This window comes from Streptomyces sp. NPDC051018, from assembly GCF_044456085.1.
In the GTDB taxonomy this organism is placed as follows: domain Bacteria; phylum Actinomycetota; class Actinomycetes; order Streptomycetales; family Streptomycetaceae; genus Streptomyces.
Genome location: NZ_JBITFN010000016.1, coordinates 109,779 through 132,696 on the forward strand (window position 1 = coordinate 109,779; position 22,918 = coordinate 132,696).

General features: G+C 71.4%; 24 protein-coding genes and 1 pseudogene. 15 read left to right on the forward strand and 10 right to left on the reverse strand.

The window, feature by feature from the left end; translation table 11 throughout:
- Positions 1-28 precede the first annotated feature (28 nt).
- On the forward strand, positions 29-1,309 hold the full coding sequence (locus ACIBCM_RS25410; protein WP_399246921.1) for a PP2C family protein-serine/threonine phosphatase: 1,281 nt from the start codon (positions 29-31) through the stop codon (positions 1,307-1,309).
- Between the two features lie 277 nt (positions 1,310-1,586).
- Here the strand turns inward: ACIBCM_RS25410 and ACIBCM_RS25415 are convergent, their stop codons facing one another.
- The 3 genes from ACIBCM_RS25415 to ACIBCM_RS25425 all read right to left on the reverse strand — a co-directional run bounded on the left by ACIBCM_RS25415 (position 1,587) and on the right by ACIBCM_RS25425 (position 3,401).
- Positions 1,587-1,928, reverse strand: a complete 342-nt coding sequence (locus ACIBCM_RS25415; protein ID WP_399246923.1) for a DUF2516 family protein — start codon at positions 1,926-1,928, stop codon at positions 1,587-1,589.
- A gap of 115 nt (positions 1,929-2,043) precedes the next feature.
- Positions 2,044-2,880, reverse strand: a complete 837-nt coding sequence (locus ACIBCM_RS25420) for a hypothetical protein (RefSeq protein ID WP_399246925.1) — start codon at positions 2,878-2,880, stop codon at positions 2,044-2,046.
- A 26-nt stretch (positions 2,881-2,906) separates the two neighbouring features.
- Complete coding sequence (locus tag ACIBCM_RS25425; protein ID WP_399246927.1) at positions 2,907-3,401, reverse strand: helix-turn-helix domain-containing protein; 495 nt, start codon at positions 3,399-3,401, stop codon at positions 2,907-2,909.
- 214 nt (positions 3,402-3,615) lie between these two features.
- Between ACIBCM_RS25425 and ACIBCM_RS25430 the strand changes: the two genes are divergently transcribed.
- The 9 genes and pseudogenes from ACIBCM_RS25430 (at position 3,616) to ACIBCM_RS25470 (ending at position 9,443) form a co-directional block, all read left to right on the forward strand.
- Entirely contained in the window at positions 3,616-4,068 is a 453-nt protein-coding gene (locus ACIBCM_RS25430; RefSeq protein WP_399246929.1) for a hypothetical protein, read from the forward strand.
- Positions 4,069-4,125: 57 nt separating this feature from the next.
- Positions 4,126-4,653, forward strand: coding sequence for a hypothetical protein (locus ACIBCM_RS25435; protein ID WP_399246931.1), 528 nt, complete (start codon positions 4,126-4,128; stop codon positions 4,651-4,653).
- A 678-nt stretch (positions 4,654-5,331) separates the two neighbouring features.
- A complete protein-coding gene (locus tag ACIBCM_RS25440) occupies positions 5,332-5,796 on the forward strand; it encodes a DUF2199 domain-containing protein (RefSeq protein ID WP_399247096.1) in 465 nt (154 codons plus the stop codon).
- A 49-nt stretch (positions 5,797-5,845) separates the two neighbouring features.
- Complete coding sequence (locus ACIBCM_RS25445; protein ID WP_399246933.1) at positions 5,846-6,022, forward strand: hypothetical protein; 177 nt, start codon at positions 5,846-5,848, stop codon at positions 6,020-6,022.
- 47 nt (positions 6,023-6,069) lie between these two features.
- A complete protein-coding gene (locus tag ACIBCM_RS25450) occupies positions 6,070-6,411 on the forward strand; it encodes a hypothetical protein (protein WP_399246935.1) in 342 nt (113 codons plus the stop codon).
- 280 nt (positions 6,412-6,691) lie between these two features.
- Positions 6,692-7,068: pseudogene (locus tag ACIBCM_RS25455) on the forward strand (pyridoxal-phosphate dependent enzyme); the annotation flags it as partial.
- Between the two features lie 418 nt (positions 7,069-7,486).
- Positions 7,487-8,119 (forward strand): class I SAM-dependent methyltransferase, encoded by a 633-nt coding sequence (locus tag ACIBCM_RS25460; RefSeq protein ID WP_399246937.1) that lies wholly within the window; start codon positions 7,487-7,489, stop codon positions 8,117-8,119.
- A gap of 378 nt (positions 8,120-8,497) precedes the next feature.
- Positions 8,498-9,016, forward strand: a complete 519-nt coding sequence (locus ACIBCM_RS25465) for a helix-turn-helix transcriptional regulator (protein ID WP_399247098.1) — start codon at positions 8,498-8,500, stop codon at positions 9,014-9,016.
- Positions 9,017-9,026: 10 nt separating this feature from the next.
- Positions 9,027-9,443, forward strand: coding sequence for a VOC family protein (locus ACIBCM_RS25470; protein WP_399246939.1), 417 nt, complete (start codon positions 9,027-9,029; stop codon positions 9,441-9,443).
- 54 nt (positions 9,444-9,497) lie between these two features.
- Here ACIBCM_RS25470 and ACIBCM_RS25475 read toward each other — a convergent pair whose 3' ends face one another.
- Complete coding sequence (locus ACIBCM_RS25475) at positions 9,498-9,998, reverse strand: DNA-binding protein (protein WP_399246941.1); 501 nt, start codon at positions 9,996-9,998, stop codon at positions 9,498-9,500.
- Positions 9,999-10,119: 121 nt separating this feature from the next.
- Between ACIBCM_RS25475 and ACIBCM_RS25480 the strand changes: the two genes are divergently transcribed.
- Both ACIBCM_RS25480 and ACIBCM_RS25485 read left to right on the forward strand, forming a co-directional pair.
- Complete coding sequence (locus ACIBCM_RS25480; protein ID WP_399246943.1) at positions 10,120-10,734, forward strand: DUF4240 domain-containing protein; 615 nt, start codon at positions 10,120-10,122, stop codon at positions 10,732-10,734.
- Between the two features lie 990 nt (positions 10,735-11,724).
- The gene (locus tag ACIBCM_RS25485; protein ID WP_399246945.1) at positions 11,725-12,807 is read left to right on the forward strand and encodes a selina-4(15),7(11)-diene synthase; all 1,083 of its coding nucleotides are present in this window, start codon (positions 11,725-11,727) and stop codon (positions 12,805-12,807) included.
- Between the two features lie 279 nt (positions 12,808-13,086).
- On the opposite strand, the gene ACIBCM_RS25490 is transcribed toward ACIBCM_RS25485, so the two are convergent.
- The 3 genes from ACIBCM_RS25490 to ACIBCM_RS25500 all read right to left on the reverse strand — a co-directional run bounded on the left by ACIBCM_RS25490 (position 13,087) and on the right by ACIBCM_RS25500 (position 17,133).
- Complete coding sequence (locus tag ACIBCM_RS25490; RefSeq protein WP_399246947.1) at positions 13,087-15,459, reverse strand: HelD family protein; 2,373 nt, start codon at positions 15,457-15,459, stop codon at positions 13,087-13,089.
- 58 nt (positions 15,460-15,517) lie between these two features.
- Entirely contained in the window at positions 15,518-16,246 is a 729-nt protein-coding gene (locus ACIBCM_RS25495) for a TetR family transcriptional regulator (RefSeq protein WP_399246949.1), read from the reverse strand.
- A 116-nt stretch (positions 16,247-16,362) separates the two neighbouring features.
- Positions 16,363-17,133, reverse strand: coding sequence for a TetR/AcrR family transcriptional regulator (locus ACIBCM_RS25500; protein WP_399246951.1), 771 nt, complete (start codon positions 17,131-17,133; stop codon positions 16,363-16,365).
- Positions 17,134-17,263: 130 nt separating this feature from the next.
- Between ACIBCM_RS25500 and ACIBCM_RS25505 the strand changes: the two genes are divergently transcribed.
- Both ACIBCM_RS25505 and ACIBCM_RS25510 read left to right on the forward strand, forming a co-directional pair.
- Complete coding sequence (locus ACIBCM_RS25505) at positions 17,264-18,361, forward strand: ATP-binding cassette domain-containing protein (protein ID WP_399246953.1); 1,098 nt, start codon at positions 17,264-17,266, stop codon at positions 18,359-18,361.
- Complete coding sequence (locus ACIBCM_RS25510) at positions 18,354-19,118, forward strand: ABC transporter permease (protein WP_399246955.1); 765 nt, start codon at positions 18,354-18,356, stop codon at positions 19,116-19,118. The genes ACIBCM_RS25505 and ACIBCM_RS25510 overlap by 8 nt, the downstream gene beginning before the upstream one ends.
- 161 nt (positions 19,119-19,279) lie before the next feature.
- Here the strand turns inward: ACIBCM_RS25510 and ACIBCM_RS25515 are convergent, their stop codons facing one another.
- From ACIBCM_RS25515 to ACIBCM_RS25525, 3 genes are all read right to left on the reverse strand, one after another.
- Positions 19,280-20,404: a phosphotransferase gene (locus tag ACIBCM_RS25515; protein WP_399246957.1), complete on the reverse strand. Its 1,125-nt coding sequence runs from the start codon at positions 20,402-20,404 to the stop codon at positions 19,280-19,282.
- A gap of 224 nt (positions 20,405-20,628) precedes the next feature.
- Positions 20,629-21,387, reverse strand: a complete 759-nt coding sequence (locus tag ACIBCM_RS25520) for an HAD family hydrolase (RefSeq protein WP_399246960.1) — start codon at positions 21,385-21,387, stop codon at positions 20,629-20,631.
- Positions 21,388-21,511: 124 nt separating this feature from the next.
- A complete protein-coding gene (locus ACIBCM_RS25525) occupies positions 21,512-22,399 on the reverse strand; it encodes a GntR family transcriptional regulator (RefSeq protein WP_399246962.1) in 888 nt (295 codons plus the stop codon).
- A gap of 236 nt (positions 22,400-22,635) precedes the next feature.
- Here ACIBCM_RS25525 and ACIBCM_RS25530 point away from each other — a divergent pair, with 236 nt between their 5' ends.
- Positions 22,636-22,803 (forward strand): hypothetical protein, encoded by a 168-nt coding sequence (locus tag ACIBCM_RS25530; protein ID WP_399246964.1) that lies wholly within the window; start codon positions 22,636-22,638, stop codon positions 22,801-22,803.
- The last annotated feature ends 115 nt before the right edge of the window (positions 22,804-22,918 follow it).

Below are 22,918 nucleotides of genomic sequence, written 5' to 3' on the forward strand. Positions count from 1 at the left end.
TCGGGGGGAGGGAAAGGAAACCGGACCCATGCCCGTACCCGTACCGCGACAGAGGAAGGCTCCCGTCGCGGAGACCGCCCATGCCGGCGCCGGAAGTGCTTCCGGCGTGCCCGGCGGCAGTGGTGTCTCGCCCGGTGATCTGACGCTTCTGGTGATCGAGGACGACCCGGCGGGCACGTTCCCGGTCCCCGAGCCGCCGGATACCGGTGCGACGGTCCCCCGTGTGCGTATCCGTACCGCCCGCAATCTCACCGAGGCCGAGCGGCTGCTCACCGACGACGTCGACTGCATACTCCTCGACCTCGCGCTGCCCGGCTCGGGCGAGGACGGGCTGGGCCTCCTGCGGCACGTACTGCGGCTGGCGCCCCGGCACGCGGTTCTCGCGCTGACCACGTCGGGCGACCAGGAGCGCGCGGCCGAGGCCGTACGGGTGGGGGCGCAGGACCATCTCTTCCGTGATGAGCTGGACGGGCGGCTGCTGAGCCGTACGGTCCGGTACGCGGTGGAGCGCAAGCGCGCCGACACGGCCCAGATGAAGCTCGCCGAGTCCCGGCTGCGCGCCCAGGAGAACGCCCGGCTGGAGCGCGGTCTCCTGCCCACTCCCCTGCTCCAGGGGTCGAATCTGCGGTTCGCGGCCCGTTACCGGCCCGGCCGCTCGCGCGCGCTGCTCGGCGGGGACTTCTACGACACCGTCCGCACCCCGGACGGCACCGTCCACGCGATGATCGGCGATGTATGCGGGCACGGCCCGGACGAGGCGGCGCTCGGTGTGGAGCTGCGGATCGCCTGGCGGGCGCTGACGTTCGCGGGCCTGTGCGGGGATGAGCTGCTCTCCACCCTTCAGCAGGTGCTGGAGCACGAGCGGGAGAGCGACGAGATCTTCGCGACGCTGTGCACCGTCGACATCGCCCCGGACGGCCGGCGCGCGGGCCTGTGTCTGGCGGGCCATCCGTCGCCGCTGATCACGCGCGAGGGGCGGGCAGCGCAGCTGCTGCCGTACGAGAGCGGAGGGCCGGCCCTCGGACTGCTGCCGCGCGCCCGCTGGCCGCGCCGCCAGGTCGAGCTGGGCGGTGCGTGGGGCCTGCTGATGTACACGGACGGGCTGATCGAGGGCCGTACGGGACCGGGTGAGAAGCAGCGCCTGGGCCAGGAGGGCATGCTGGAGATGATCAACCGGCAGCTCGCCGCGGGGCTGGACGGGGAGGCGCTGCTGGAATCGGCGGTCGCGGAGGTGCGGGAGCTGAACGGCGGGGAGCTGACCGACGACCTGGCGGTACTGCTGCTGAGCAGGGCCCGGCGGAACGCCTGACGGGGGCCGGGACACGGGTTCCGTCCCGCCCGGCCGCAGCTCCGGGTCCCCGGGCCCCGGCCTTGGGGGGCCGGGTGTGCCACGCGGACGCTTCCGGCCCCGGCGGAGGGCTCTGAGCCCATTGGCGGGCGCTCTCCCGGCTCGTCGTCCACCGGCCCGGCTCGTCGTCCACCGGTCGGCCGGCGCGCGTACCCCAGTGGCTCGCGAGCCCCGGCGCCTCCCGGGCCCGGGAGGTGTGGGCTCGGATCAGCAGCGGGCCGGGCCCGCGCGGGGCGGGCTACCTGCCGCCGTTGTAAGGGCCGTAGGGGCCGTCGCTGCTGGAGCCCCCGCGCCTGCCGCCACCGCCGGTGACCTGCTTGAGCGCGGGCCGGACGTCGACGAAGAACACGATGCTCGCGATCAGTCCGGCGATCGACAGGAACAGCAGGTTCAGCGGGATCAGGTTCACCACGACGGCAAGGCCGAGAATGATCAGCCAGAAGCCCTTCGTCTTCTTGTCGGCAGCGCGGTAGGCGTCCTCACGAGCGAGGGCGGCCATGACCAGCGCGGTCACCGAGGTGACCAGAAAGACCAGCCCGACCACCAGCACGAGCGCGGAGTCGAATCCCGTGCGCAACATATTGAGCACCGCCTAGGTGAGTGATGAGTAGCGCCTCCGCCAGCCAAGGTACCTGGGGTACCAGGGAAACGGACCGGACCCCGTAAAGGTGCCCGGTCCGCCTCCCGCCACACGCCTACTTGGCGGGCGGAGCGGTCTTCTTCGCGGCGGGCTTGCGGGGCGTGGCCCGGCGGGGCGCGGGCGTCTTCTTCGTCTCGGCCCCGGCCTCCGTCTTCACCTCGGCCCTGGCGGCAGGCTTGGCGGCGGGCTGGGCCTCGGCGGTCTTCGGCTGAGCGGCCCTGGGCTCGGACTTCGCTTCGGCCTTGGCCTCGGTCCTGGCCGCCTCGGCCTTGGCCGGCTCTGCCTTGGCCGCCGGCTTCGGCTCGGACTTGGCGGCGGCGGCCTTCGGCTGCGCGGTCCGGGACTGGGCCGTACGGGCCTGCGCCGTACGGGGCTGAGCGGTGCGGGCCTGCGCCGTGCGGGGCTGGGCCGTACGGGGCTGCGTGGCCCTGGGCGTGGCCTTGGGCTCGACCGCGACGGCGATCTCGGCGATCTCCTCGGCGGTCTCACCCCGCCACTGCCGTACGGTCTGCTCACCGTGCTCGGCGACGCGCTCGTAGGTCTCACGGGCCTTGACCGCGTACTCGGCGGCCACTCCGACACCCCGCAGCGCGAGGTCTTGGGCGGTCTCGCCCAGCTTCTTCAGATCGGCGTCGAACCCCCCGATGACCTCGTTGACCTTGGCCTGAACGGTGGCCTGGGCCTCCTTCGCCTGGACGGTCACCTTCTCCTGCACGGCCTTGGGGTCGGTGTTGCGCAGCTCCTCGATCCGCCCGGGGGCCTCGGCCGCGAGCTGCTCCAGCAGCGCGGGAACCTTCCTGGCCCGCTGGACGGCGAGGTCGGCCGTGCCCGCCGCGAAGTAGAAGGGGGTCGGGTCGCTGAACGTCTTGCGCAGGTCATCGGTGATGGCCATGGGAGTGGTCCTCCTGGAACGCGAAATCAGTGTGAGGGTTGGCTTGCGGCCGGTCCCGCGTCGCCGCCGTCGCCCCTGCGGGCGTCGTCGGCCGCGGTGGCCGGGTCCGTGGTGTCGTGATCGGCTCGAGCGGTGGGAGCGGCTGGGGCGGCGGCATCCGGGCCCTCCGTGACCTCGAATCCGTTCTCCTTGCGGAAGGACTCGTAGATCTGGAGCAGAACGGCCTTCTGCCGCTCGTTTATGGAGGGGTCGGCGATGATCACGGCACGCGTCTCCAGCTCGTCCCGGTCCCGCTCGTCGAGAATCCCGGCCCGCACGTACAGCGTCTCGGCGGAGATCCGCAGCGCCTTGGCGACCTGCTGCAACACCTCCGCGCTCGGCTTGCGCAGCCCGCGCTCGATCTGGCTCAGATACGGATTGGACACCCCGGCGGCATCGGCGAGCTGCCGCAACGACAGCTGCGCGCTGCGCCGCTGCTCGCGGAGGTACTCACCGAGATTGCCGACGTTGAGTGATGCCATGTTTCCGATGGTGCACAACCTTGCTAACTATTGCAAGCAAGTGCTTGCAAAAGTGTGCCAGACCACGGACGGGGCAGCTGTGACTGCTCGCGACAGCTGTCACTTCGCAGCGCTGGTTGGCATGAGCCAGCCGCCGCCCGCCGACGGCGAGCGCCGGGGAGGTGCGGGCCAAATGTGGATGCCGAGTCCTGGGCCGGTCGGGCACGATCCGGGCATGTCTACCGACATCAGCGGAATGATCGAGTGCCGACCAGGGGCCCGCCTCTGGGGTCCCGACGACGAGGACTCCGTGTGGCACGCCGCCATCGATCTCTTCCTGCTCAATCGGGGTAACGCCTATGACGGCCTCGCCTGTCTCTTCGGAGTCCGCAACTCCTTCGGCTTCCGCGCTCTGGCCGAAGGGCGTGGCTTCCCGGACGATGCATCGACGGGACTGAGGAGCGAGTACGCCGCCTTCGGGGGTCCCGCTGATGTCTTCGGGACGACGTGGATCACCTGGGCTGAGGTCACCACCGTCGATTGGCAGGAGACGGACAGCTCCGGCACTCGGAGCCGCGCCGCTGCCGCGGGAGATGAGAGCGACTGGGGCCGAGTATGGCGCGTCATGGGCACGCTCAGCGAAGTCCACGGGGCGGAGAACGTGCGGCTCGTCGTGTGGTTCCACTGACCTCACAGCCGCCAGCATCTCTACCTCTCCGTCCGGGATCGGCCCAGAATGCTGCCTGTGATCGATGGAGAGCACAACGAGACAGAGGCACCCACATTCCTGTCGTCCGCGGCCGAGGTGGCTCGGCTGCTGGACCTCGACACCGCGGCCGGCGTGCCGGAAGACCGGCGCGCCCGGCACCTGGCCCACGCAGCGCGCAAGCCGCTACTCGAACGCGCGAGCCTGCCCGAGGAGTTCTTCGCTCCGCTGATGGCCGCGGCTGTCCACGACCCCGACCCGAGCTTCTGCCGCTGGTTCGTCGAGCCGGCGGTCTACACATTCGGACGCCGCCGCGTCGTGGCGACATTGCTCAACTATCTGCTGACGGGCACGAACGCGGAACAGGCGGGCGCCAAACGGGCCTGGTACTGCGCCCACGTGCCGTTGCGGGCGGACAGGTCTCCGGCATACGCGCCTGGTGGAAGCCGCGATCCTGCCCTGGACGAAGTCCGCGACCTGGTGGACACGTGGCTGGAGTGCGCAGCCGTATCCGACCTGAGCGAAGCCGGAGCACGCCCTTCTCTTCCCACCACTGATCAGGGGTAGACCTGGACCATTCACGGGTGGTCGGTAGCTCGCCCCGAGCTGGAGGGCTGCTCGTTCGTGGTCGGGGATGACCCGAAGAGGTAAAGACATCGAGCGGGCGAGTCTCAGCGTCGAGGCGAGCGCCTCGCGAACTCGTCAGCTGTCCCAGTGCCCGGAGGACCGGTGCGAGCATCTCCCATGCCGCCTCGCTGCTGTCGGCGCTGAGAATCGCGTCCGCGACGGCCGAGCACGCGGCGAATGCCAAAGAGTCTGGGGCAGGGTCGGTGAGAGCACGTGAGAAGTGCTTCTTGCCTGGCCGTTTGCGGAGTTCATGGAGCTGGAGGAGGCGGCGCTCGGCATCTGCGTCAAGGATCGGCCCGAGCTCACGATCTCCGGCCAGGGAACGGGCCGCAGGCCAGGTCAACGTGAGAATGCCGGTAAGTGCCTTCAGGTCGGGAAAGTACTCAGGAGGGGAGACAGCCCACCCGACACTCATCGCCTGCTCCGGGCCGTCAGGTGACGGCAGGCGCAAGAAGCGCTGCTGAAGTGCAAGGAACCGCTCCAGCAGATTCGGCGGGCAGGCGAACGGGGGTGCTTGGCCGAGTCTTCCGCCACAGACCGCTCACTAGGCTCCTTCCCATGGCCAACGATCTCGGATTCACCTGCACGTGCTGCGGCGGACACCACGGTGAGCCGCCGATGAACTATTCCGCCGCCGCCCCCGACGTCTGGGATCCGAGCCTCGCCGATGCCCCCGACTGTCTCCTCTCCACCGATCAGTGCGTCATCCGGGCCCAGCACTACTTCGTCAAGGGCTTGATCGAGCTACCGGTCATCGGCAGCGACGAGGTGTTCTCCTGGGGTGTCTGGGTCTCCCTCAGCCGTGAGAACTTCTCCCGCGCGGCCGACATATGGGACACGGCGGGACGCGAGTCCGAGAAGCCGTACTTCGGATGGCTCACCACCGAGCTGCCGGTCTACTCCCCCGGCACCATCAACCTGAAGACCCACGTCCACACCCGCCCGGTCGGCGAGCGTCCCCTCATCGAGCTCGAACCCACCGACCACCCGCTCGCTGTCGAACAGCGCGCCGGCATCACCATGGACCGCGTACGCGAAATCGCCGAAGCCCTGTTGCACGGCGCCCGCGGCGCATCCGGATGACGATCAGGGCAGCACCGACCCGGCGTTCGAGATGCGCACGCTCCCCGCGGTGGGGCATCTGACCCGGCTCGGTCCGGCGGTCCGGCGTGCCGCGCACCTCTTGGGCGAGGTATCCGCCCATGACCAGCGGCTGCGTACCAACGGTGGGTGGCGGGGCTTCGTCGAGGACGAGAGCATCCGCACCGCCGTCGGGAAGTTGCTCAGCGCCTCCGGCCGTTCCGCGTGAGTCGGCAGGGGTGTGGCACCCCCTGTTCGCGGATCCATAATCCGGCTGTGGACATCTCGGACGACGGCCCGGACCCCGCCACCGAGTGGCGGGATGCCGACAACAACCTCCGGGGTGTTCTGCGGGGGTGCGACACCTCCGCCGTGGCCGAATGCTTCGCCGGCGCGGGCTGGAAGTCCCGGAGGTCGTCCTGGACCGCGTACGAGGTCGAAACGGCTTGGTGCGAGGCAGAGCTCGATCCGGTCGATGAGGCCGGCATCCTGCTGAACGGGGTCATCGAACCCGACAAGCTCGATGTCCTCGCGACCCTGCTCTCGGGGTTCGGGCTGAGTTTCGGTCTTGAGCTGTACGACGAGAACGGCGGCCTCCTCCGCGAGATCACCGTCTGAACGCCACGCCGGAGCTTCTTGCGCGGTGCTTGGAGGAGCCCCCGGTATGCCCACGGGCTCGGGTCCGGTCCGGTGTCAAACGGAGGACCGGAGCTTGACTCGCCGTCCTCGTCGCCTCCGGGCGACCGAGCGGCACGGGTGGGCCGCCGGAGCCGGGGCTCCGCCTCCGCCGGCACCCGCACTGCCGCTCGTCGCCGCCCCGGAAGACTCCGCCCCTCCGTCCGTGGCGCGGGCGAGACGCGCGCACTCAAGCAGCCGTCCACGAACGAGAGCTGAAGCGATGCCCTCCCTCCCCGCCACCGACAACCCGCCCGCCCGGTCCGCCCTCTCCGGGCTGGTCGGCAACACCCCGCTCCTGAGGATCTCGGAGCCCTTCGCCCAGGAGGCCAGGGCTTCTGGGCCAAGCTGGAAGGCTTCAACCCCGGGGGCATCAAGGACCGCCCCGGCCTGCACATGGTCGAACGGGCGCGCGCCCGCGGTGAACTCTCCCCCGGCGCCAGGATCATCGAGTCCACCAGCGGCACCCTGGGCCTGGGGCTCGCCCTGGCCGGCATGGTCTACGGCCATCCGGTCACCCTGGTCACCGACCCGGGCCTGGAGCTGTCCATGACCCGGCTGCTCGCCGCGTACGGCGCAGGGGTCAACGTCGTCTCCGAAATCTGCTCACGGGGGCCGCGCTGGACGCGGCCCGGGCGGCGGGCGTCTCCGCGCTGCCGTGGATCGCCCTGCTCGTCCTCGGCCTGGCCTGCGGCGGCGCACTGTACGCGCTGCACCGGTCGGGCCGTCTGGAGGCACCGGCACACCGGGCACGACCACAGCCGGCGACGGCCTGACGGGCGGGCTGCGGCGGCCCGTGCTCGGAGCCTGATCCCGCGGGCCGACCGAGCGGGCCGTCGCGGAGTGGGGAGGGGCGGACGGCGCGGGGCCGTCCGCCCGGAGCCCGGGGTGCCGTACGGCGTACGCGGGCCCGGAGTCCGGCCGAACCCGAGGTGCGCGGGGCCTCGTTGAGGGTCGCGGGCATCGGTGCGACCATTCCGTGGAGCCCCGTCCCCGGGATACGGAAGGATCCGCCTCGATGGCTGACGATCACAGCGCTGGGGCCGCGGCCGTGTTCGACGCCCTGGGCGCCGACTACGAGCGGGCTTTCGCCGACTCGACCGCCCACCATGCTTCGCTGCGCCGGCTGATGGACGGGCTCGCGCCGCACAGCAAGGTCCTGGACGTGGGCAGTGGGACGGGCCGGCCGACCGCGGGGACCCTGACCGGCGCCGGGCACGAGGTGCTGGGTGTCGATGTCTCACCGGTCATGGTGGACCTCGCGGCCCGCCAGGTGCCCGGCGCCTCCTTCGTATGCGCCGACATTCACGAACTGCCCCTGGAGGAAGGAAGTTTCGACGCGGTCTGTGTGTACTTCTCGCTCCTCCAGATGTCCCGTGGGGACCAGTCACGGCTCCTGGGGCGGCTCACACGGGCGCTGGTCCCCGGCGGCCGGCTGGTCGTCGCGACCGTGCCGCTGGACGTGGAGGCCGTCAGCGCCGTGTTCATGGGGCAGAAGGTACGGGTGACCAGCTTCGGCGCCACGGAGTTCACCGCGCTGGTCTCGGCATCGGGGCTTTCGGTCGAGTGGGAGCAGAGCGCCCTGTTCACCCCGGCTCACCCGGAAGCCGTGGCGGAACCGCATCTGTTTCTGCACTGCCGGCGGGACTGAGCTTGGGTTCTAGAGGTTGAGGCGGGTGCCCGGCGGGGGCGGGTGCCCGGCGGGGCTGAGGCGTATGTCCGGCGGGCTCAGGGGTTGCCGGTCGGGGGCTCCCGTACCGGCCGCCCGGCCCAGGGCCTCGCCGCCCGGCCCGGGAGACGGGCCGGGCGGCGAGGAGTCAGGGCGGCGGGGGCTGCCGTGTCCCGGGCGTCTCGGGTACGGCGTTCACCGGCCGCGCCCCTGCCCGGCGACCCCGGCGGCGAAGGCATCGCAGACCGGGACAGGGACAGGGCCCGGCGCCGTTCCACCAGGTCGGGCGGCGGGGGCCGTGCGATGCTGGTCAACGTGACACTGGAGGACCTGGTACGGCTGCGCCGAGCGCGGGACGTGATGGACCGCGACTACGCGCGGCGGCTGGACGTCCCCGCGCTGGCCCGTGTCGCCCTCATGTCACCCGGGCACTTCTCCCGCAGCTTCCGGGCCGCCTTCGGTGAGACGCCGTACAACTATCTGATGACCCGCCGTGTCGAGCGGGCGAAGGCTCTGCTGCGGCGGGGCGATCTGAGCGTGACGGAGGTCTGCTTCGCGGTCGGCTGCACCTCGCTCGGGTCGTTCAGCTCGCGCTTCACCGAGCTGGTCGGCGAGACCCCGAGCGCGTACCGGTCCCGTCGGCACGAGGCCGGTGCCGCGATTCCGGCCTGTGTCGCCAAAACCTTCACGCGCCCGGTCAGAAACGGCGGACCGGCCGGACAGGGTGGATCGGCCGGGAGCGGTGGACCGGCCGGGCCGGGCGGACCGCTCGGGCACGGTGAGCCCTTCGGAAACGGTGCACCGGCCGGAAGCGGCCGAGCCGTCGGTCGCCGTGAACCGATCAGGAACGAAGAAGCGGAACCCGCCGACCCGCCGTAGCGTCGACGGCATGGACATCAAGCTCTCGCAGTGCTTCATCGCAGTCGACGACCATGACAAGGCGCTCGGCTTCTACCGCGACATCCTCGGTCTTGAGGTACGCAACGACGTCGGGTTCGAGGGGATGCGCTGGGTGACCGTGGGGTCGCCCGCGCAGCCGGACGTGGAGATCGTCCTCGAACCGCCGCTCGCCGACCCCAACGCCTCGCCGGCCGACAAGCAGGCCGTGGCGGAACTGCTGGCCAAGGGCCTGTTGCGCGGCGTGATCTTCTCCACGGAGGACTGCGACGCCACCTTCGAACGCATCCGGGCGGGCGGCGGTGAGGTGCTTCAGGAACCGATCGACCAGCCCTACGGCGTCCGCGACTGCGCCTTCCGCGACCCGGCCGGCAACATGCTGAGGTTCACCCAGCCCCGTACCGGGTGACCGTTTCCCCGGGGGCCCGGACCCGCTCCGGGCCCCGGTCGCGAGGGGGCGTACTCACTCCCGGGCGGTCTGCTCGGGGTCGGGTTGCTCAGGGTCGGTCCGCTCGGGGTCGGTCTGCTCGGGGTCGGTGGCGGTGCGGCCGACCAGCCGTTCGTAGCGCTGTCTGGCGGCCTGCGGAGTGCCGAGCCCGAGACCGAAGGCGATCTCCGGCCAGGTCATACCGCGGCCCCGCGCCATGCGGAGGAGTCCGGCCTCCAGTTCGTCCATCTCGCCACGGGCCCTCGGTACGAGGGTCAGCGCCGCGGTGATATCGGCGCGGTCCACCTCCGGCTCGCCGTCCTCGAACTCCGCGGCGCCACTGAGCAGGAACGACACAAGCCTGATGGCTTCGTGCGGGGCGATGACGGAGGGATGGACCTGCCGTCGGCGCTGCCCGTCGGTGGCCGCGTGGCGCTCGGCGATACGGAACAGGGACGTATAGACGCGCTGGACGCGCGCCTGGTCCGGATGCGGTGGAGTGAAGGGGTCCGCGGAGGCTTCAGGAGTCGACGTCATACGGCCAGCATGAAGGAACAAACGAACCTCAGTCAATGAAGTGCAGTGAACAATTCGTTTGCACGACCGGGCCGACGGGCGCCGGGACGGGAATCACGGTGCCATGGCACAGTTCCCTGCCATGGACAAAGATCAATTCTGGGCCGTCATCGAGGATACGCGGACCGACGCCAGGCAGAGCGGAAGGCCCTTCGACGAGATCCTGGCCGACCGGCTCGCCGCCGGTTCGCGGCAGGAGGTCCTCGCCTTCGACGCGGTTTTCGCCGAGGTGCACGGCGCCGTCTACCGGTGGGACCTGTGGGCCGCCGCCTATCTCATCGGCGGCGGCTGCTCGGACGACGGCTTCATGGACTTCCGGGCCGGTCTGATCACCCTGGGGCGCGACTGGTACGAGCGGGCGGACGCGGCCCCGGACAGCCTCGCCGATCATCCCGCCGTGATGGCGGGCGCCGAAGAGGCGCTGTTCTGCGAAGCGGTCAACTATGCGGCGTCCACGGCCTATGAGCGGCTCGCGGCCGACGGACCCGGGGACGAGAAGAGCTTCTACGAGGCCGCCGACCGCTACAGGAAGTCGCGCGCCGGTACGGGCGGCCCCGGGGACGGCAGCGACGGGAACGGCGCCGACCGCGAGGCCTCGATGGGCGAGGAGTTCGACTTCGACGACGACGAGGAGATGTACCGCAGGCTGCCGCACCTCGCGGCCCTCTGCCTCGGTGAGGCAGCGCCTGACGCCTGACCGGTCAGGCATGACCGACGTCTGACCGATCAGGCACGGCCGACGCCGGCCACCGGTCGGCCGGCGTCGGCCACCGGAGCCCGTACATCCGCCCCCCGGGCGGGGCACGGGTCTGGCCCGGCTGCCCGGGAGGACCCGGGCCCGACCCGGCTCGGCGACCCGTCGGTACAGAACCCGGCCCGGGCAGAGAACCGACCCGCCCGCCGTCACAGACCCGGCCCGCCTGCCGGGCCCGGCTTCCCCGGCCGGCCCCGGACCGGCACGGGCCCGGGAGGCCCGACACGCCCGCCGCCGTCGGCAACTCCGGCCGCTACCCCGCCCCCGGATGTCCGCTATCCGTTACCCCTGAACCGGACTTCGGCCCTTCGGCATCAGCGCTCACGGCGGCCCTGACTTCGGCTCAATGCACTGTGGTCCCATTCCGGGGGTCCAGAGCACCGGGTCTCCGGGCCATATCGACGCCCTTCTGACGATGCCCGCGCCCAAACATGCATTTCTGGCCAAGCTGGGTGCCGCTGACGAGAGATCGCCATGTCGACACGCCGACAGACACCCCGGACCGACCCCACCCCCACACTCCTCTAAGTCCCTAAGTGACCGTATTTACACCGACTTCACCCCGGGCGCCTGCTGAGTGTGGCGGACGTCTCACCCCCTGTAATCCCGGCACGCCGGCCCCGGGGGTATCACGGCCCCGATCACCCGCCGGGTGCGGCGCGTCACGTTCCGGCCAACCTCACCCCGGGTGCCCCACCAGGGGTTTTGCCTGAAGAGTCCCTGCGGAATCCGGTCGGCCGACCGATCGGTTCCGGTCATCGGGTGTGCTTCCGGGGTCGGCGTAAGGGAGAGTGCCGGACGGCGGTGTGGCGAGAAGCCCCTGTTGGACGGCTTATGACCCATGAGTACTATGCGCCGTAGTTGATCAATACTCGACACCCCCCGCGCATGTCCGTACATATACAGGTCAATTCCGCAGAGAGGTGATCAAGGGTGGGGCCCCAGCTCATCGTTCCGCCGATCTACTCCCCGATACCTCCGGCGATCCACCCGAGTCACGCCGACATCGACGCCCAGACAGCTGCCTGGGCGGAGACCTTCGGCATCGGCTCCCCGGAACTGCGCAGCCGACTTGTCCGCCATGACATCGGTACCTTCTCGGCCAGAATCCTTCCGGAAGGCCGCGAGGAAGTCGTCTCCCTCCTCGCCGACTTCATCCTCTGGCTCTTCGGTGTCGACGACGGCTACTGCGAGGAGAGCGACCTGGGCCATCGCCCCGGTGACCTCGCGGGTGTGCTCCACCGTCTGCTGCGAATCGCCCAGAACCCCGACAGCCCGTTCCTGTTGAACGACCCGCTGGCCAACGGACTGCGGGACCTGCGGGCCCGTGTCGCCCGCTACGGCACGCACGGGCAGTCCGCCCGCTGGGTCGACGCGCTGCGGGAGTACTTCTTCTCCGTCGCCTGGGAGGCCGACCACCGTCGCGCGGGGGCGGTGCCCAACCTCAACGACTACACACTCATGCGCCTGTACGACGGTGCCACCACCGTCGTCCTCCCGATGCTGGAGATGGCGCACGACTACGAACTCCAGCCCCACGAGCGCGACCATCCCGCCACCCGTGCGGCGGGCGAGATGGCGTCGTTCATCATCGTGTGGGACAACGACATCTTCTCCCACCACAAGGAGAGGACGAGCAAGGGCTACTACCTCAACGCCCTCAGGGTGCTCGAACACCACGAGGGCCTCACCACCGACGAGGCACTCACCACCGTCATCTCCCAGCGCGACCGGGTGATGTGTCTCTTCCTGCGGCTGCAGGAGATGCTGGAGGTCACCGGCAGCCCTCAGCTGCGCCGGTATCTGGCGAGCCTGTCCCACTTCATCCGAGGCGCCCAGGACTGGGGCATCAGCTCGCTGCGCTACACCACCCCGCACGACCCGGCGAATCTGCCGAGCACCTTCCGGGCCACGCCGACCGACGACAGCGAGCTGCCGCTCGACATCCCGGTCATCAGCTGGTGGTGGAATCTGCTCCAGCCGGAGCGCAGGCACCTCCAGGCGGCCACCGCCTGACCGGGCGCCCCGGCCGCGTACGGTCCCTGCCACCGCGAGAGCCACGGTGGCAGGGGCCGAGCGGCGTCCGGCCCGGCTCACGGCTCACGGCTCACGGCTCACGGCTCACGGCATATGGGCATACGGGCATACGCGGGAGCCGGGGCGCCGGGTGCCGTACGGGACCGGCGGCGCCCCCTCGATCCCGCCCGGTCCTCCCGATCAGCCGGGTGCACCGGGTGCGCGGGCCGGGGACTCCGGGACGGCCCGTGCGTCCCCACCAGGGGTGACCGGCCCCGCCTACGCCGTCTCCGGCTCCCCGGGACCGGTGCGCAACTCCGCGGGCAGCGGGCGTTCGTGGAGTACGTCCAGCCCGGAGACGGCCCGGGTGAGCACCACATACAGCCGGTGCAGGCCGCGCGCCTCCGCCGCCACGACGGCCGCGGGCTCGGCGACGACGACATGGTCGTACTCCAGGCCCTTGGCGAGGGTCGCGGGCAGCACCGTCACCCGGACGTCCGGCGCGGCGCCCGGGCCGCCGTCCCCCTGAACGGGCACGGCCCCCGGGCCCCGGTCCACCTGAACGGGCACCGTCCCGGGACCGCCGTCCAGCGGGATGCCCGCGGCCGTGAGGGCCGTGCGCAGGCGGTGGGTGTCCGGTTCGGCCGCGATCACCCCGATCGACCCCTCACGGGCCAGGGCGGCCCGTACCGCGTCGACCGTCGCCGCCGCCAGATCGCCGACCCGGCGGATGCTCAGCGCGCCGTCGCGGCGCAGCGAACGCGCCGCCGGCACATCGACCCCGAGCGCGCCGACGAGCCGGTTCGCGAGACCGACGATCACCGCCGGAACGCGGAAGCCGGTGGTCAGGGGGATTACGGCCGCGTCCGGCTTGCCCAGGTGGGCCAGTTGCCCGCGCCAGGTGGTGGCCGCCCAGGGGGTGGTGCCCTGGGCGAGGTCGCCGAGTACGGTCAGCGAGCCGAAGTCCGAGCGGCGCGCGATCGCCCGGCACTCCATGGGGGAGAGGTCCTGGGCCTCGTCGACGACGACATGGCCGTAACCGCCGGGCCGTTCGAGGAGTCCCGCCAGTTCGTCGAGGAGGACGAGGTCCGCCTCGCTCCACCGCGCCGACCGATGGGTACGCGGCGGCTTCCGCCAGCGGATCGCGTCCTGTTCGTCCCGGGTGAGCCCGGGCACCGCGGCCGGATCGGTGAGCAGGGCCGCCAGCACCTCCTCCGGCCCGGTCCTGGGCCAGACGGTGTCCAGGAGGGCGGTGACCGGCCGGGACCGCCCGACCCGCTGCGCCCAGGCGTTGCCCCGGGGCCCGGCCCGCCGTTCCGCCTGGAGCCGGACCGCGCGGACCACACGGCTGCGGACCCGCTCACGCCCCACGGAGTACGGGGGCGCCTCCTCGCGCACCTCCTCGACGATCCGTTCCAGTCCGCCGAGCGGGACGCGCCAGCGGTACGAGCCGTCGGGTACGGCGAGAGGCCCGGCGGGCGGCGCCACCCTCGCATACAGGGCCCGGTGGAGCACCTCCGCCATCCGGACGTCGTGTTTGACCGCCGCCGCGGCCGGGCTGTCGACGGCCAGGGCCTCGTGGCGGGCGATCTCCTCCTGGAGGGTCGACTGCCGGATGTCCCGCTCGCCGAGGGACGGCAGCACCTGGGAGATGTACGAGAGGAACGCGCGGTTCGGCCCGAGGATCAGCAGTCCGCCGCGCCGGACGCGCTGCGGGTGGGTGTAGAGGAGATACGCGGCCCGGTGCAGGCCCACCGCCGTCTTGCCCGTGCCGGGCGCGCCCTGGACGCACAGCGACCGGGTGAGGTCCGACCGTACGAGATCGTCCTGTTCGGGCTGGATGGTGGCGGCGATGTCCCGCATCGGGCCGACGCGGGGGCGCTCGATCTCACCGGCGACGATCGCGCTGGTGACACCGGCCGGGTGCGCTGCCCCGGCCGGGTCGGGCCCGGCGGCGGGATCGGGGGCGGCTCCGACGACGGCGTCCGCGGACGGTTCGGGGGCGGCGAGCGCGCCGGTTTCGGCCGCGGGATCGGGTACGGACGCCGGCCCCGGTACGGATCCGGCGGGCGCGGGCTTCCCCAGGGGCTCCCCCGGGAGGTCGCCGGGGAGCTCGCCGGGGACGAGGTGCTCGTCCTCCAAGCCCGTCAGATCCGACGAGTCGCCCCGGCTGAACGGCGCCCAGCCGAAGCGGCGGCGTACGGAGACGCCCTGCGGGTCGCGGGAACCCGCCTGGTAGAAGGTGCGCGAGACGGGCGCGCGCCAGTCGACGACGAGCGGGGGCGCCGTCTGTCCCCGCTTTCGCTCGGTGATCCGGCGGCGGCCGATGTGGTAGCTCTGCCGGCGGTGGTCACCGGCGCTCTCGTCGTCCGCGAAGTCCAGCCGTCCGAAGAACAGGGGCCCGTCCGGCTCCTCCTTCAGCTCCTTGGCCCGGCTGCGGAGCCAGTGTCCGAGGACCTCGGCGTCGGCACCCGACGCGAAGGCGTTCTCACCGATGACGACCTGGTCGTCCGCGTCGTCGACCATCCCGGCCAGCGCGGCGCGGCAGGTGTCGTGGTAGGCGCGTTCCCGGGCGAGGGCCCGGTCGTCGGCGGGAGCGGGGACCGGGGTCCGGGTGGCGGCAGTGATGCGTACGTCTTCAGGCTCCGTCATTCCGTCGAGAATAACGCAACCCAGTAATTTTCTTTACTCGGTAACATTCGATATAGGGTCAGGACTTTCGCAGCTCCCCGAGACCGGCCCTGAGCTGGTCGAACGCCAGCCGGGCCGCCTTCGCCGCCCCGGGCCGTACCGCGTCCGCGCTCCCGCCCGCCGCGATCCGCCGCCAGTTCTCCTCGGCGAGGATCCGCAGGACGGCGATGATCTGACCGGCGGCCAGCCGGTTCCCGACGCCTCCGCCCAGAGCCTCGGCCAGCGCTTCCTCCGACCTGCCCTGGTACGCGTACATCCGGGCGACCAGACTGGGCGTCCCGTGCAGCAGCCGGAGGAACGCCAGCACCTCCGGATGGTCGTTGAGCCCGGTCACCGGATCGGACCGCTCCAGGCCGTCGAGGAAGTGCCGGTGCAGCGCGTCCAGCGGCGAGATCCCCGGCGGGCGGTCCGCCACCACACGGGCCGGTTCGCCCTCGTGGTCCGCGAACCGGTGCAGTACCAGGTCCTCCTTGGCGGGGAAGTACCGGAACAGCGTCGGCTTGGAGACCTCGGCGGCCTCGGCGATCTCGGCGACGGAGACCGCGTCGAAGCCCTTGCGGAGGAAGAGCGCGATCGCGGTTTCCGAGAGGGCGTGGCGGGTCCGCTGCTTCTTCCGCTCCCGCAGCCCGCCGACCCCGGCGGAGCCCGGCGCACCGCCCGTATCCCGTACCCCGGCGGCACCGGAACCGGCATCCCCACCCGCGCCGACGCCCGTACCCACACCCGCGCCCGCGCCTGCGCCCCGCACGCTCTCCGCACCGGCACCCGCCGCCCGGCCCGCGCGCGACCCGGGCCGGTCCGGCACCCGGTCCGGCACCCGGCCCCGCCCCGGTTCCCTCCCCGTCTCCCGCTCCCGCCCCTCACTCATGAGCCGGCCCGCCGCCGCTTCTCGATCATGACCTCGACCCCGTCGAGGATCCGCTCCATGCCGAACACGAATGCGTAGTCCGGATCGTCCGGCCCGTCCATCACCTTGGCCTCCAGCACCCGCGCCACGGACGGATAGCGTTCCGGGTGGGCCAGCCGCTTGAGCGTGGTGGCGTACCGGCGCATGACCTCCTCCGCACCCACCCCGCTGGACTCGACCGCCTCCGCGATATCCGCCGCCAGCAGGGACTCGTTGCGCACGAAGCCCGAGATCAGAAGGATGACGGAGAGCTGATCGTCGTCGCCGAGGCCGGTGTCCGCCAGTGCGGCGAGGCCCTGCTCCCACCAGGCCACCGAGTTGGGGGTCGCGGGCGGGCCCGAGATCGGGACGCGCAGCACCCACAGATGGCGGCGGAACATCGTGCGCTGCGCCGCCGCCCAGGCGGTGATCGCCTCCCGCCAGCCCGTTCCGGGTGCGGGCGGCTCGGGCGGCGGGCCCATGACCTCCTCCTGCATCAGGATGTACAGCTCGTCCTTGGCGTCGACATAGCGGTAGAGGGACATCGTCGAGACGCCCAGTTCCTTGGCGACCCGCCCCATCGACACCGCGCCGAGCCCCTCCGCCGCCGCGAGGGCGACGGCCGCGGCCACGATCCGGTCCACGCTGAGACCGGGCTTCGGCCCCTTGGCCGGGCGTTCGCGCAGCCCCCACGCCGCTTCTATGCCGGCGGGCAGTCCGGTCCACTCACCGTCTTGACCCTCGGTCACCCCTCACCCCTTCTCCGGCAGCCCCCGTCGCCCTCTCACTCAGGGCGTATCCCGTTCACTTGACGCCCATCCTAGTAATGCGTAACCCTTACACAGTAACGCGTATGGCATACGCAGAAGGAGGTACGGGGTGGAACACCCACGGACACGGCCGCCCGCGATCGAGGCCGCCGGTCTCGTCAAGGCGTACGGAAAGGTCAAGGTGCTGGACGGCATCGACCTGCGGATCGAACCGGGCAGCGTCTTCGCGCTCCTCGGCCCCAACGGCGCGGGCAAGACGACGACCGTCCGGATCCTCACCACGCTCACCACGGCCGACGCCGGGCAGGCCCGCGTCGCCGGGCACGATGTCGTCACCCAGCGCTCCCGGGTACGCGCGGCCATCGGCCTGACCGGCCAGTTCGCCGCCATCGACGCCAAGCAGACGGGTGAGGAGAATCTGCGGATGATGGCCAGGCTCTGCGGGATGTCCCGGGGAGGCGCGGCCCGCCGCGCGGCCGATCTGCTGGAACGGTTCGATCTCACCCGGGCCGCCCGCCGGCCGACGAGCACCTACTCCGGCGGTATGCGACGGCGTCTCGACCTCGCGGCGGGGCTGGTGGGCCGCCCCGAGGTGATCTTCCTCGACGAACCGACGACCGGTCTCGACCCGCGCAGCCGCCTGGAGCTGTGGCAGGTCGTACGGGAGATGTCGGCGGGCGGCTCGACGGTCTTCCTCACCACCCAGTATCTGGAGGAGGCCGACCGGCTCGCGGACCGGATCGCCCTGGTCGACGGCGGCCGGATCATCGTGCAGGGCACGGCGGCGGAGCTGAAGGCGACGGTCGCGGGCCACCGTATCGACCTGGAACTCGCGGACGCCCCGGCGTATATGCGCGTGGAGAGCCGGCTGCCGAACCGCTTCCCGGACGGGCGGACGGTCCACCGCTCCCCCGGGGATCTGACGATCGGTCTGCCGACCGACGGTACGGCCGCGGGGGTACGGGCGCTGCTGGACGCGGTCGACCCGCAGCGGTGCGACATCGTCCGCTTCTCCCTCCAGCAGACCACGCTGGACGACGTGTTCCTCACGCTGACCGGCAAGGGGCCGGTGACGGACACGGACACCCCGGCCGGCGGAAGCACCCCGGACGGCCGGGACCGGCCCGCCGGACAGGACCAGTTCACCGGGAGCCCGCCGAACGGCGGGGGCCGCCCGCCCGCCGGAGAGGAGCCCGCACATGTCTGAGGTACTGACCGGCTGGACCCGCGCGACGACGATGGCGGGCCGGAGCGTCCGCCTCAGCCGGCGCAACGTCGACGCCGTCATCACCTCGATGGCGCTCCCCGTGATGCTGATGCTGGTCTTCGTCTACTTCTTCGGCGGGGCCATCAACACCGGAACGGAGTATGTGAACTACGTCGTCCCCGGCATCCTCATCCTCTGCGCCTCCTTCGGCGCCGCCGGTACGGCGGTGGGCGTGAGCGACGACATGGACGGCGGGATCATCGACCGCTTCCGCACCCTGGACGTGGGCGGTACGGCGATCCTCGCGGGTCATGTCACCGCCAGCGTCCTGCGCAATCTCGCCTCCACCGCGCTGGTCCTCGGTGTGGCGCTGGCGATCGGCTTCCGGCCCTCCGCCACCCTCGCGGGCTGGTTCGCGGTGTTCGGGCTGCTGGTGGCGTTCCTGCTCGCGATCTCCTGGTTCTCGGCGGCGATCGGTCTGCTGGCCCGTACCCCCGAGGCGGCGAGCGGCTTCACCTTCTTCATGACGTTCCTGCCCTATCCGAGCAGCGCGTTCGTCCGGATCGAGACGATGCCCGGCTGGCTGCACGCCTTCTCGGAGCACCAGCCGGTGACCCCGCTGATCGAGTCCCTCCGGGGCCTGCTCCACTCCGAACCGGTGGGCAACTCCCCTTGGGTGGCGCTCCTGTGGTGCGGGGGGATCCTGGTGCTGGCGGTGGCGATGTCGGGGGCGCTCTTCCGGGTCCGTACACGGTGACGGGCGGGGCGGGCACGGCGGGGGCGGGGCGGCACGGCGGTTCGGTGGCGGCGGCCCGGTGGCGACGGCTCCCGGGTGAGGCCCGTCACCCGGCTCCGTAACGGCGGCTCCCCGTGAGACGTGCTCACCCCTCCGACGCGGCGGCTCCCCGTGAGACGTGCTCACCCCTCCGACGCGCGCAGCCAGTTCAGATAGACCGTCCTGACCTGGGTCAGCGTCGGCACGGCCGGCAACCCGAGCGGTACCCGGGCCGCCACCAACGCGCGCCGGACCTTCCGGGCCGCTCGCAGCACCCGCCAGTTCCCGTCCGTACGCCCGGGGGCCTCCTGCCCCTGGGCCCCGGTCTCCAGCACCTTCGCCGCGCGGACGACATCGGTGAAGACGGACTGGACCCGCTTGTACGCGAGCAGCCGGGCGAGATCCGCCTCCCACCCCTTCGTGCTCTCCGGCGACCAGGCGCTCTCCATCGCCGCCACCCACAGATCGGCGACCCGGCGCTCGGCGCGCGGCGAGTAGCCCATGAGGTGGAAGTGGGTGGCCAGGTCGTAGAGGGGATCGCCGATCATGGCGAGTTCCCAGTCGATCGTCCACAGGTCACCGGCGCGGTCGACGATGAAGTTGTGCCGGTGCAGATCGCCGTGGACCAGCGTGAAGGGGCGGTGTCCGAGCAGCCCGGCCGGGGTTCTGAGCCTCTCCAGCGCGTCCCGGGAGGCCCCGAGCCCCTCGAAGAGGGTGCCGTAGACCTTGACGTTCTCGTCGTGGACCTGGGTCAGGGTGAAGTCGATCAGCCGGTTCAGGAACGCGGTCGGGGTGTCCTCGGAGCGGGGGTGGTCCCCCGGGGCGCAGTCGGTGCGGGGCACGGAGCCCAGAGCGCCGGTGCCGAAAGTGACCAGTTCCTGGAAGAGCCGTCCGAGCTGCCGCTCGTGATGGGCCGACAGGGAACGGCCCGACAGCGTTCCGCCGCCGAGCGGCCGTCCCTCGACGAAGCCCTGGACGAAGACGTTCTCGGAGATCTCGACGACTTCCGGGATACGGGTGATCCGGCCCTGGAGGGCGAGCAGCAGCCGGTCCTCGGAGGCGAAGCACCGCCGGTCGTACCAGAGCACCCCGGGGCGCGGCGCGCGGTACTTACCGCGGGCGAACCGCCGGGAGAGGGCGTTCTCGGGAGGCAGCGGGATGGCGTAGGTCTCGTTGTGGTAGCCCTTGAGGGGGCCTTCGACGTCCTGGCCGTCGTGGCTCAGCTCACCGGCCCGCCGACGTACGTCCGAAGCCAACTCGACTGTCATCGCTGGTGCCCTTGGTGCTCGTCGTGCCGTCGGTGTTCCGGGTTCGGGTTCGGGTTCGGGTTCGGAGATGTTGATCGGAAGTGTTGAGAGGAAGCTACCTTCCGGCCAATGTTCCAGAGGCTCTTTTCGGCGATGTCGCCGATACGGGCACAACGGGAACACTGGTGCCGCGAACCTACAGCAGCCGGACAGCACCCGACAGCCCTTGAACAGCTTCAGCCAAGTCAGAGAAACTTGGATGGACTTGGCCGGTCGCTCGGCGGCGCCACCGACTCCAGGTCGTCGAGCACCGGCAGCAGCTCGCTGATCGAGGAGACGATCTCGGTCGCGCCCGCCTCGATGAGCTGGCGCCACTTGGGCTCGTTGCGAGCGTAGCCGAGGAAGGGGACTCCGATCCGGGCCGCCGCCTGGCAGTCCGCCGCCGAGTCCCCGATCATCAGGGACTCGGCGGGAGTCGAGCCGGTCTCGGCCAGGGCCCTCCTCAGACAGGCCGGGTTCGGTTTCATCAGGGTCAGATCCCGCGTACGGCCGTGGATGCGCCGCTCGCCGAAGTGGCGGCTCAGTGACATGCGGTCCAGATAGATCCGTACCGACTCGGGTGAGTTGTTCGTCGTGACAGCGAGCCGGTAGCCGCCCTCGTCGAGCCGGCGTATCAGCTGGTCGGCGCCGGGCGTCGGGTCGGCGCTCACGGCCGCGCGCCGCTCGTGGGAGCTGAGGCGGGACTCCATCCGGCCCACCAGTTCGCTGTCCGGGTGCCGGGCCGCCGCGGCCCGCAGCAGCGCGAGCGGATCGTGGAAGGACGCGGACGGCACCGCGGGCAGGCCGTCGGGGAGGTTCAGCCGGGCCCAGTCCCTCAGCTCGGCGGCGATCCTCGGCGCCGGATGCCGTTCGAAGAGATGGCAGATGGGGCCGTCGAAGTCGAACAGCACGGACTTGGCTCCGGCGAAGAGGCCGAGTACAGCGGTCGGGTGCGAGGAAGCCACATCGCTCCGTCCGTCGGGGCAGAGGTCGGATTGCCGGTGCCGTGACTCCCCATACTGCCCCGCAACAGCCGTCGGTGGCCGGACGGTTACGGGGGAGGGGGAGCGCTCACTGGAGCGATGCCGGTCAGCTGCCGAGGGTAATGTCCTTGGCGAGCGTGCCCCAGAGGCTGTCGAACCACTCCTGCGATTCCGTCACATACGCATCGTCGCGCGCCCCCGTGCCCCGGACGAAGCGGAACAGCTTCGAGTTGCCGCCGAGAGTGTCGTAGATCGTGGTGAGCGTGCCGTCGATGCTCTCCTCGCGCTCCTCCACGTTGTAGTACGCGAAGAGCGCGGCGGTCCCGTTCAGCAGATAGACCTTGAACGTCGGGGTGAACGGAAGGGCCTTCAGGGTCACTTCCACGTCCAGGCCGTGCAGGGTGCGCAGCGCCTCGAAGCTGCTCACCAGCACCTTTCCATGGCTGTTGCGCAGGGACAGCCAGCGCTGGTGCACGCCCCGGTCGTCGCCCGACTCCTCGACGGCGCGGGGGAACGCCATCGCCAGATCGCGCGAGGGCAGCAGGATCCGGATCTTTACGCTCCGCGGGCTCAGGCGGCCCGTCCGGATCAGCCTCAGCGGCTCGGCGAGCGCCAGGTTCAGGGACTCCGAGGTCAGGCACACCGCGTCCACCAGGACGTCCGGCGACCGGAACGCCTCCAGGATCCGCGGCCCGAGCCCGGCGTCCGTGAGCTGCGGCTCCTCCACCGAGGTGTCCCTGCCGGGCGAGGACGGCACCACCCGGGCCGGGGCGCCCTTGACGGCGGCGGTGATCAGACCGTCGTCGCGCAGCAGCTCCAGCGCCTGGCGGATCGTCCGGCGCTCGACGCCGAACTCGTCGGCCAGGGTGTTCTGGGTCGGCATCCGCGATCCCCCCCTCAGCGCGCCCGTGCGGATGCGGTCACGCAGGATGCCCGCCACCTCGGTCGGCGAGGGCTTCCCGGTGCCGTTCACTGCATGGTGCTCAGAGGTCACAACAGCACGCTACAACTCCGGGCCAGTTCCCGGGAGATGTCTGCAAGTTGTTTATTAATCTCAACCAAGTGGGGACAACTTCATTAGAGTTGGCCGCCACTTGGCCGATCCATCGATGTGCTGATGGTTCACCGCACAACTCGCCGCTCCCCGTCCAGCGTCGTACGGGGTACCCCGGCGCGGGATCCGATCCGCGCCTTCCGCCGCTCCGCTCCCCACCATGAGGAGGGATCGCCGTGCCCCTGATCGCCCTTGTCGTTGAGCAGTACGTGCAAATGCGGTTCGGCTTCATGGCCGGGCTGGGTCTGGCTCTGCTCGCCGTCGGCATCAAGTCCGAGAACGCCACCTGCGCCGGTATCGGCGGCGCCCTGCTGATCGCCCCGGCCATGTCGGCGGGGACCTGACCGGGGACAGGGCCGGGGGGGGGGCGGGGGGGGGGGGGGGGGGGGGGGGGGGGGGCGGGGGGGGGGGGGGGGGGGGGGGGGGGGGGGGGGGGGGGGGGGGGGGGGGGGGGGACGT

Bases quoted from the DNA above. Each gene is read 5' to 3' on its own strand.
- ACIBCM_RS25480 (WP_399246943.1), top strand. From the start codon at position 10,120: ATGGACAAAGATCAATTCTGGGCCGTCATCGAGGATACGCGGACCGAC.
- ACIBCM_RS25470 (WP_399246939.1), top strand. From the start codon at position 9,027: ATGGACATCAAGCTCTCGCAGTGCTTCATCGCAGTCGACGACCATGAC.
- ACIBCM_RS25410 (WP_399246921.1), top strand. From the start codon at position 29: ATGCCCGTACCCGTACCGCGACAGAGGAAGGCTCCCGTCGCGGAGACC.
- ACIBCM_RS25490 (WP_399246947.1), bottom strand. From the start codon at position 15,459: ATGACGGAGCCTGAAGACGTACGCATCACTGCCGCCACCCGGACCCCG.
- ACIBCM_RS25420 (WP_399246925.1), bottom strand. From the start codon at position 2,880: ATGGCCATCACCGATGACCTGCGCAAGACGTTCAGCGACCCGACCCCC.
- ACIBCM_RS25465 (WP_399247098.1), top strand. From the start codon at position 8,498: ATGGACCGCGACTACGCGCGGCGGCTGGACGTCCCCGCGCTGGCCCGT.
- ACIBCM_RS25430 (WP_399246929.1), top strand. From the start codon at position 3,616: ATGTCTACCGACATCAGCGGAATGATCGAGTGCCGACCAGGGGCCCGC.
- ACIBCM_RS25425 (WP_399246927.1), bottom strand. From the start codon at position 3,401: ATGGCATCACTCAACGTCGGCAATCTCGGTGAGTACCTCCGCGAGCAG.
- ACIBCM_RS25515 (WP_399246957.1), bottom strand. From the start codon at position 20,404: ATGACAGTCGAGTTGGCTTCGGACGTACGTCGGCGGGCCGGTGAGCTG.
- ACIBCM_RS25440 (WP_399247096.1), top strand. From the start codon at position 5,332: ATGAACTATTCCGCCGCCGCCCCCGACGTCTGGGATCCGAGCCTCGCC.
- ACIBCM_RS25415 (WP_399246923.1), bottom strand. From the start codon at position 1,928: ATGTTGCGCACGGGATTCGACTCCGCGCTCGTGCTGGTGGTCGGGCTG.
- ACIBCM_RS25460 (WP_399246937.1), top strand. From the start codon at position 7,487: ATGGCTGACGATCACAGCGCTGGGGCCGCGGCCGTGTTCGACGCCCTG.
- ACIBCM_RS25510 (WP_399246955.1), top strand. From the start codon at position 18,354: ATGTCTGAGGTACTGACCGGCTGGACCCGCGCGACGACGATGGCGGGC.
- ACIBCM_RS25475 (WP_399246941.1), bottom strand. From the start codon at position 9,998: ATGACGTCGACTCCTGAAGCCTCCGCGGACCCCTTCACTCCACCGCAT.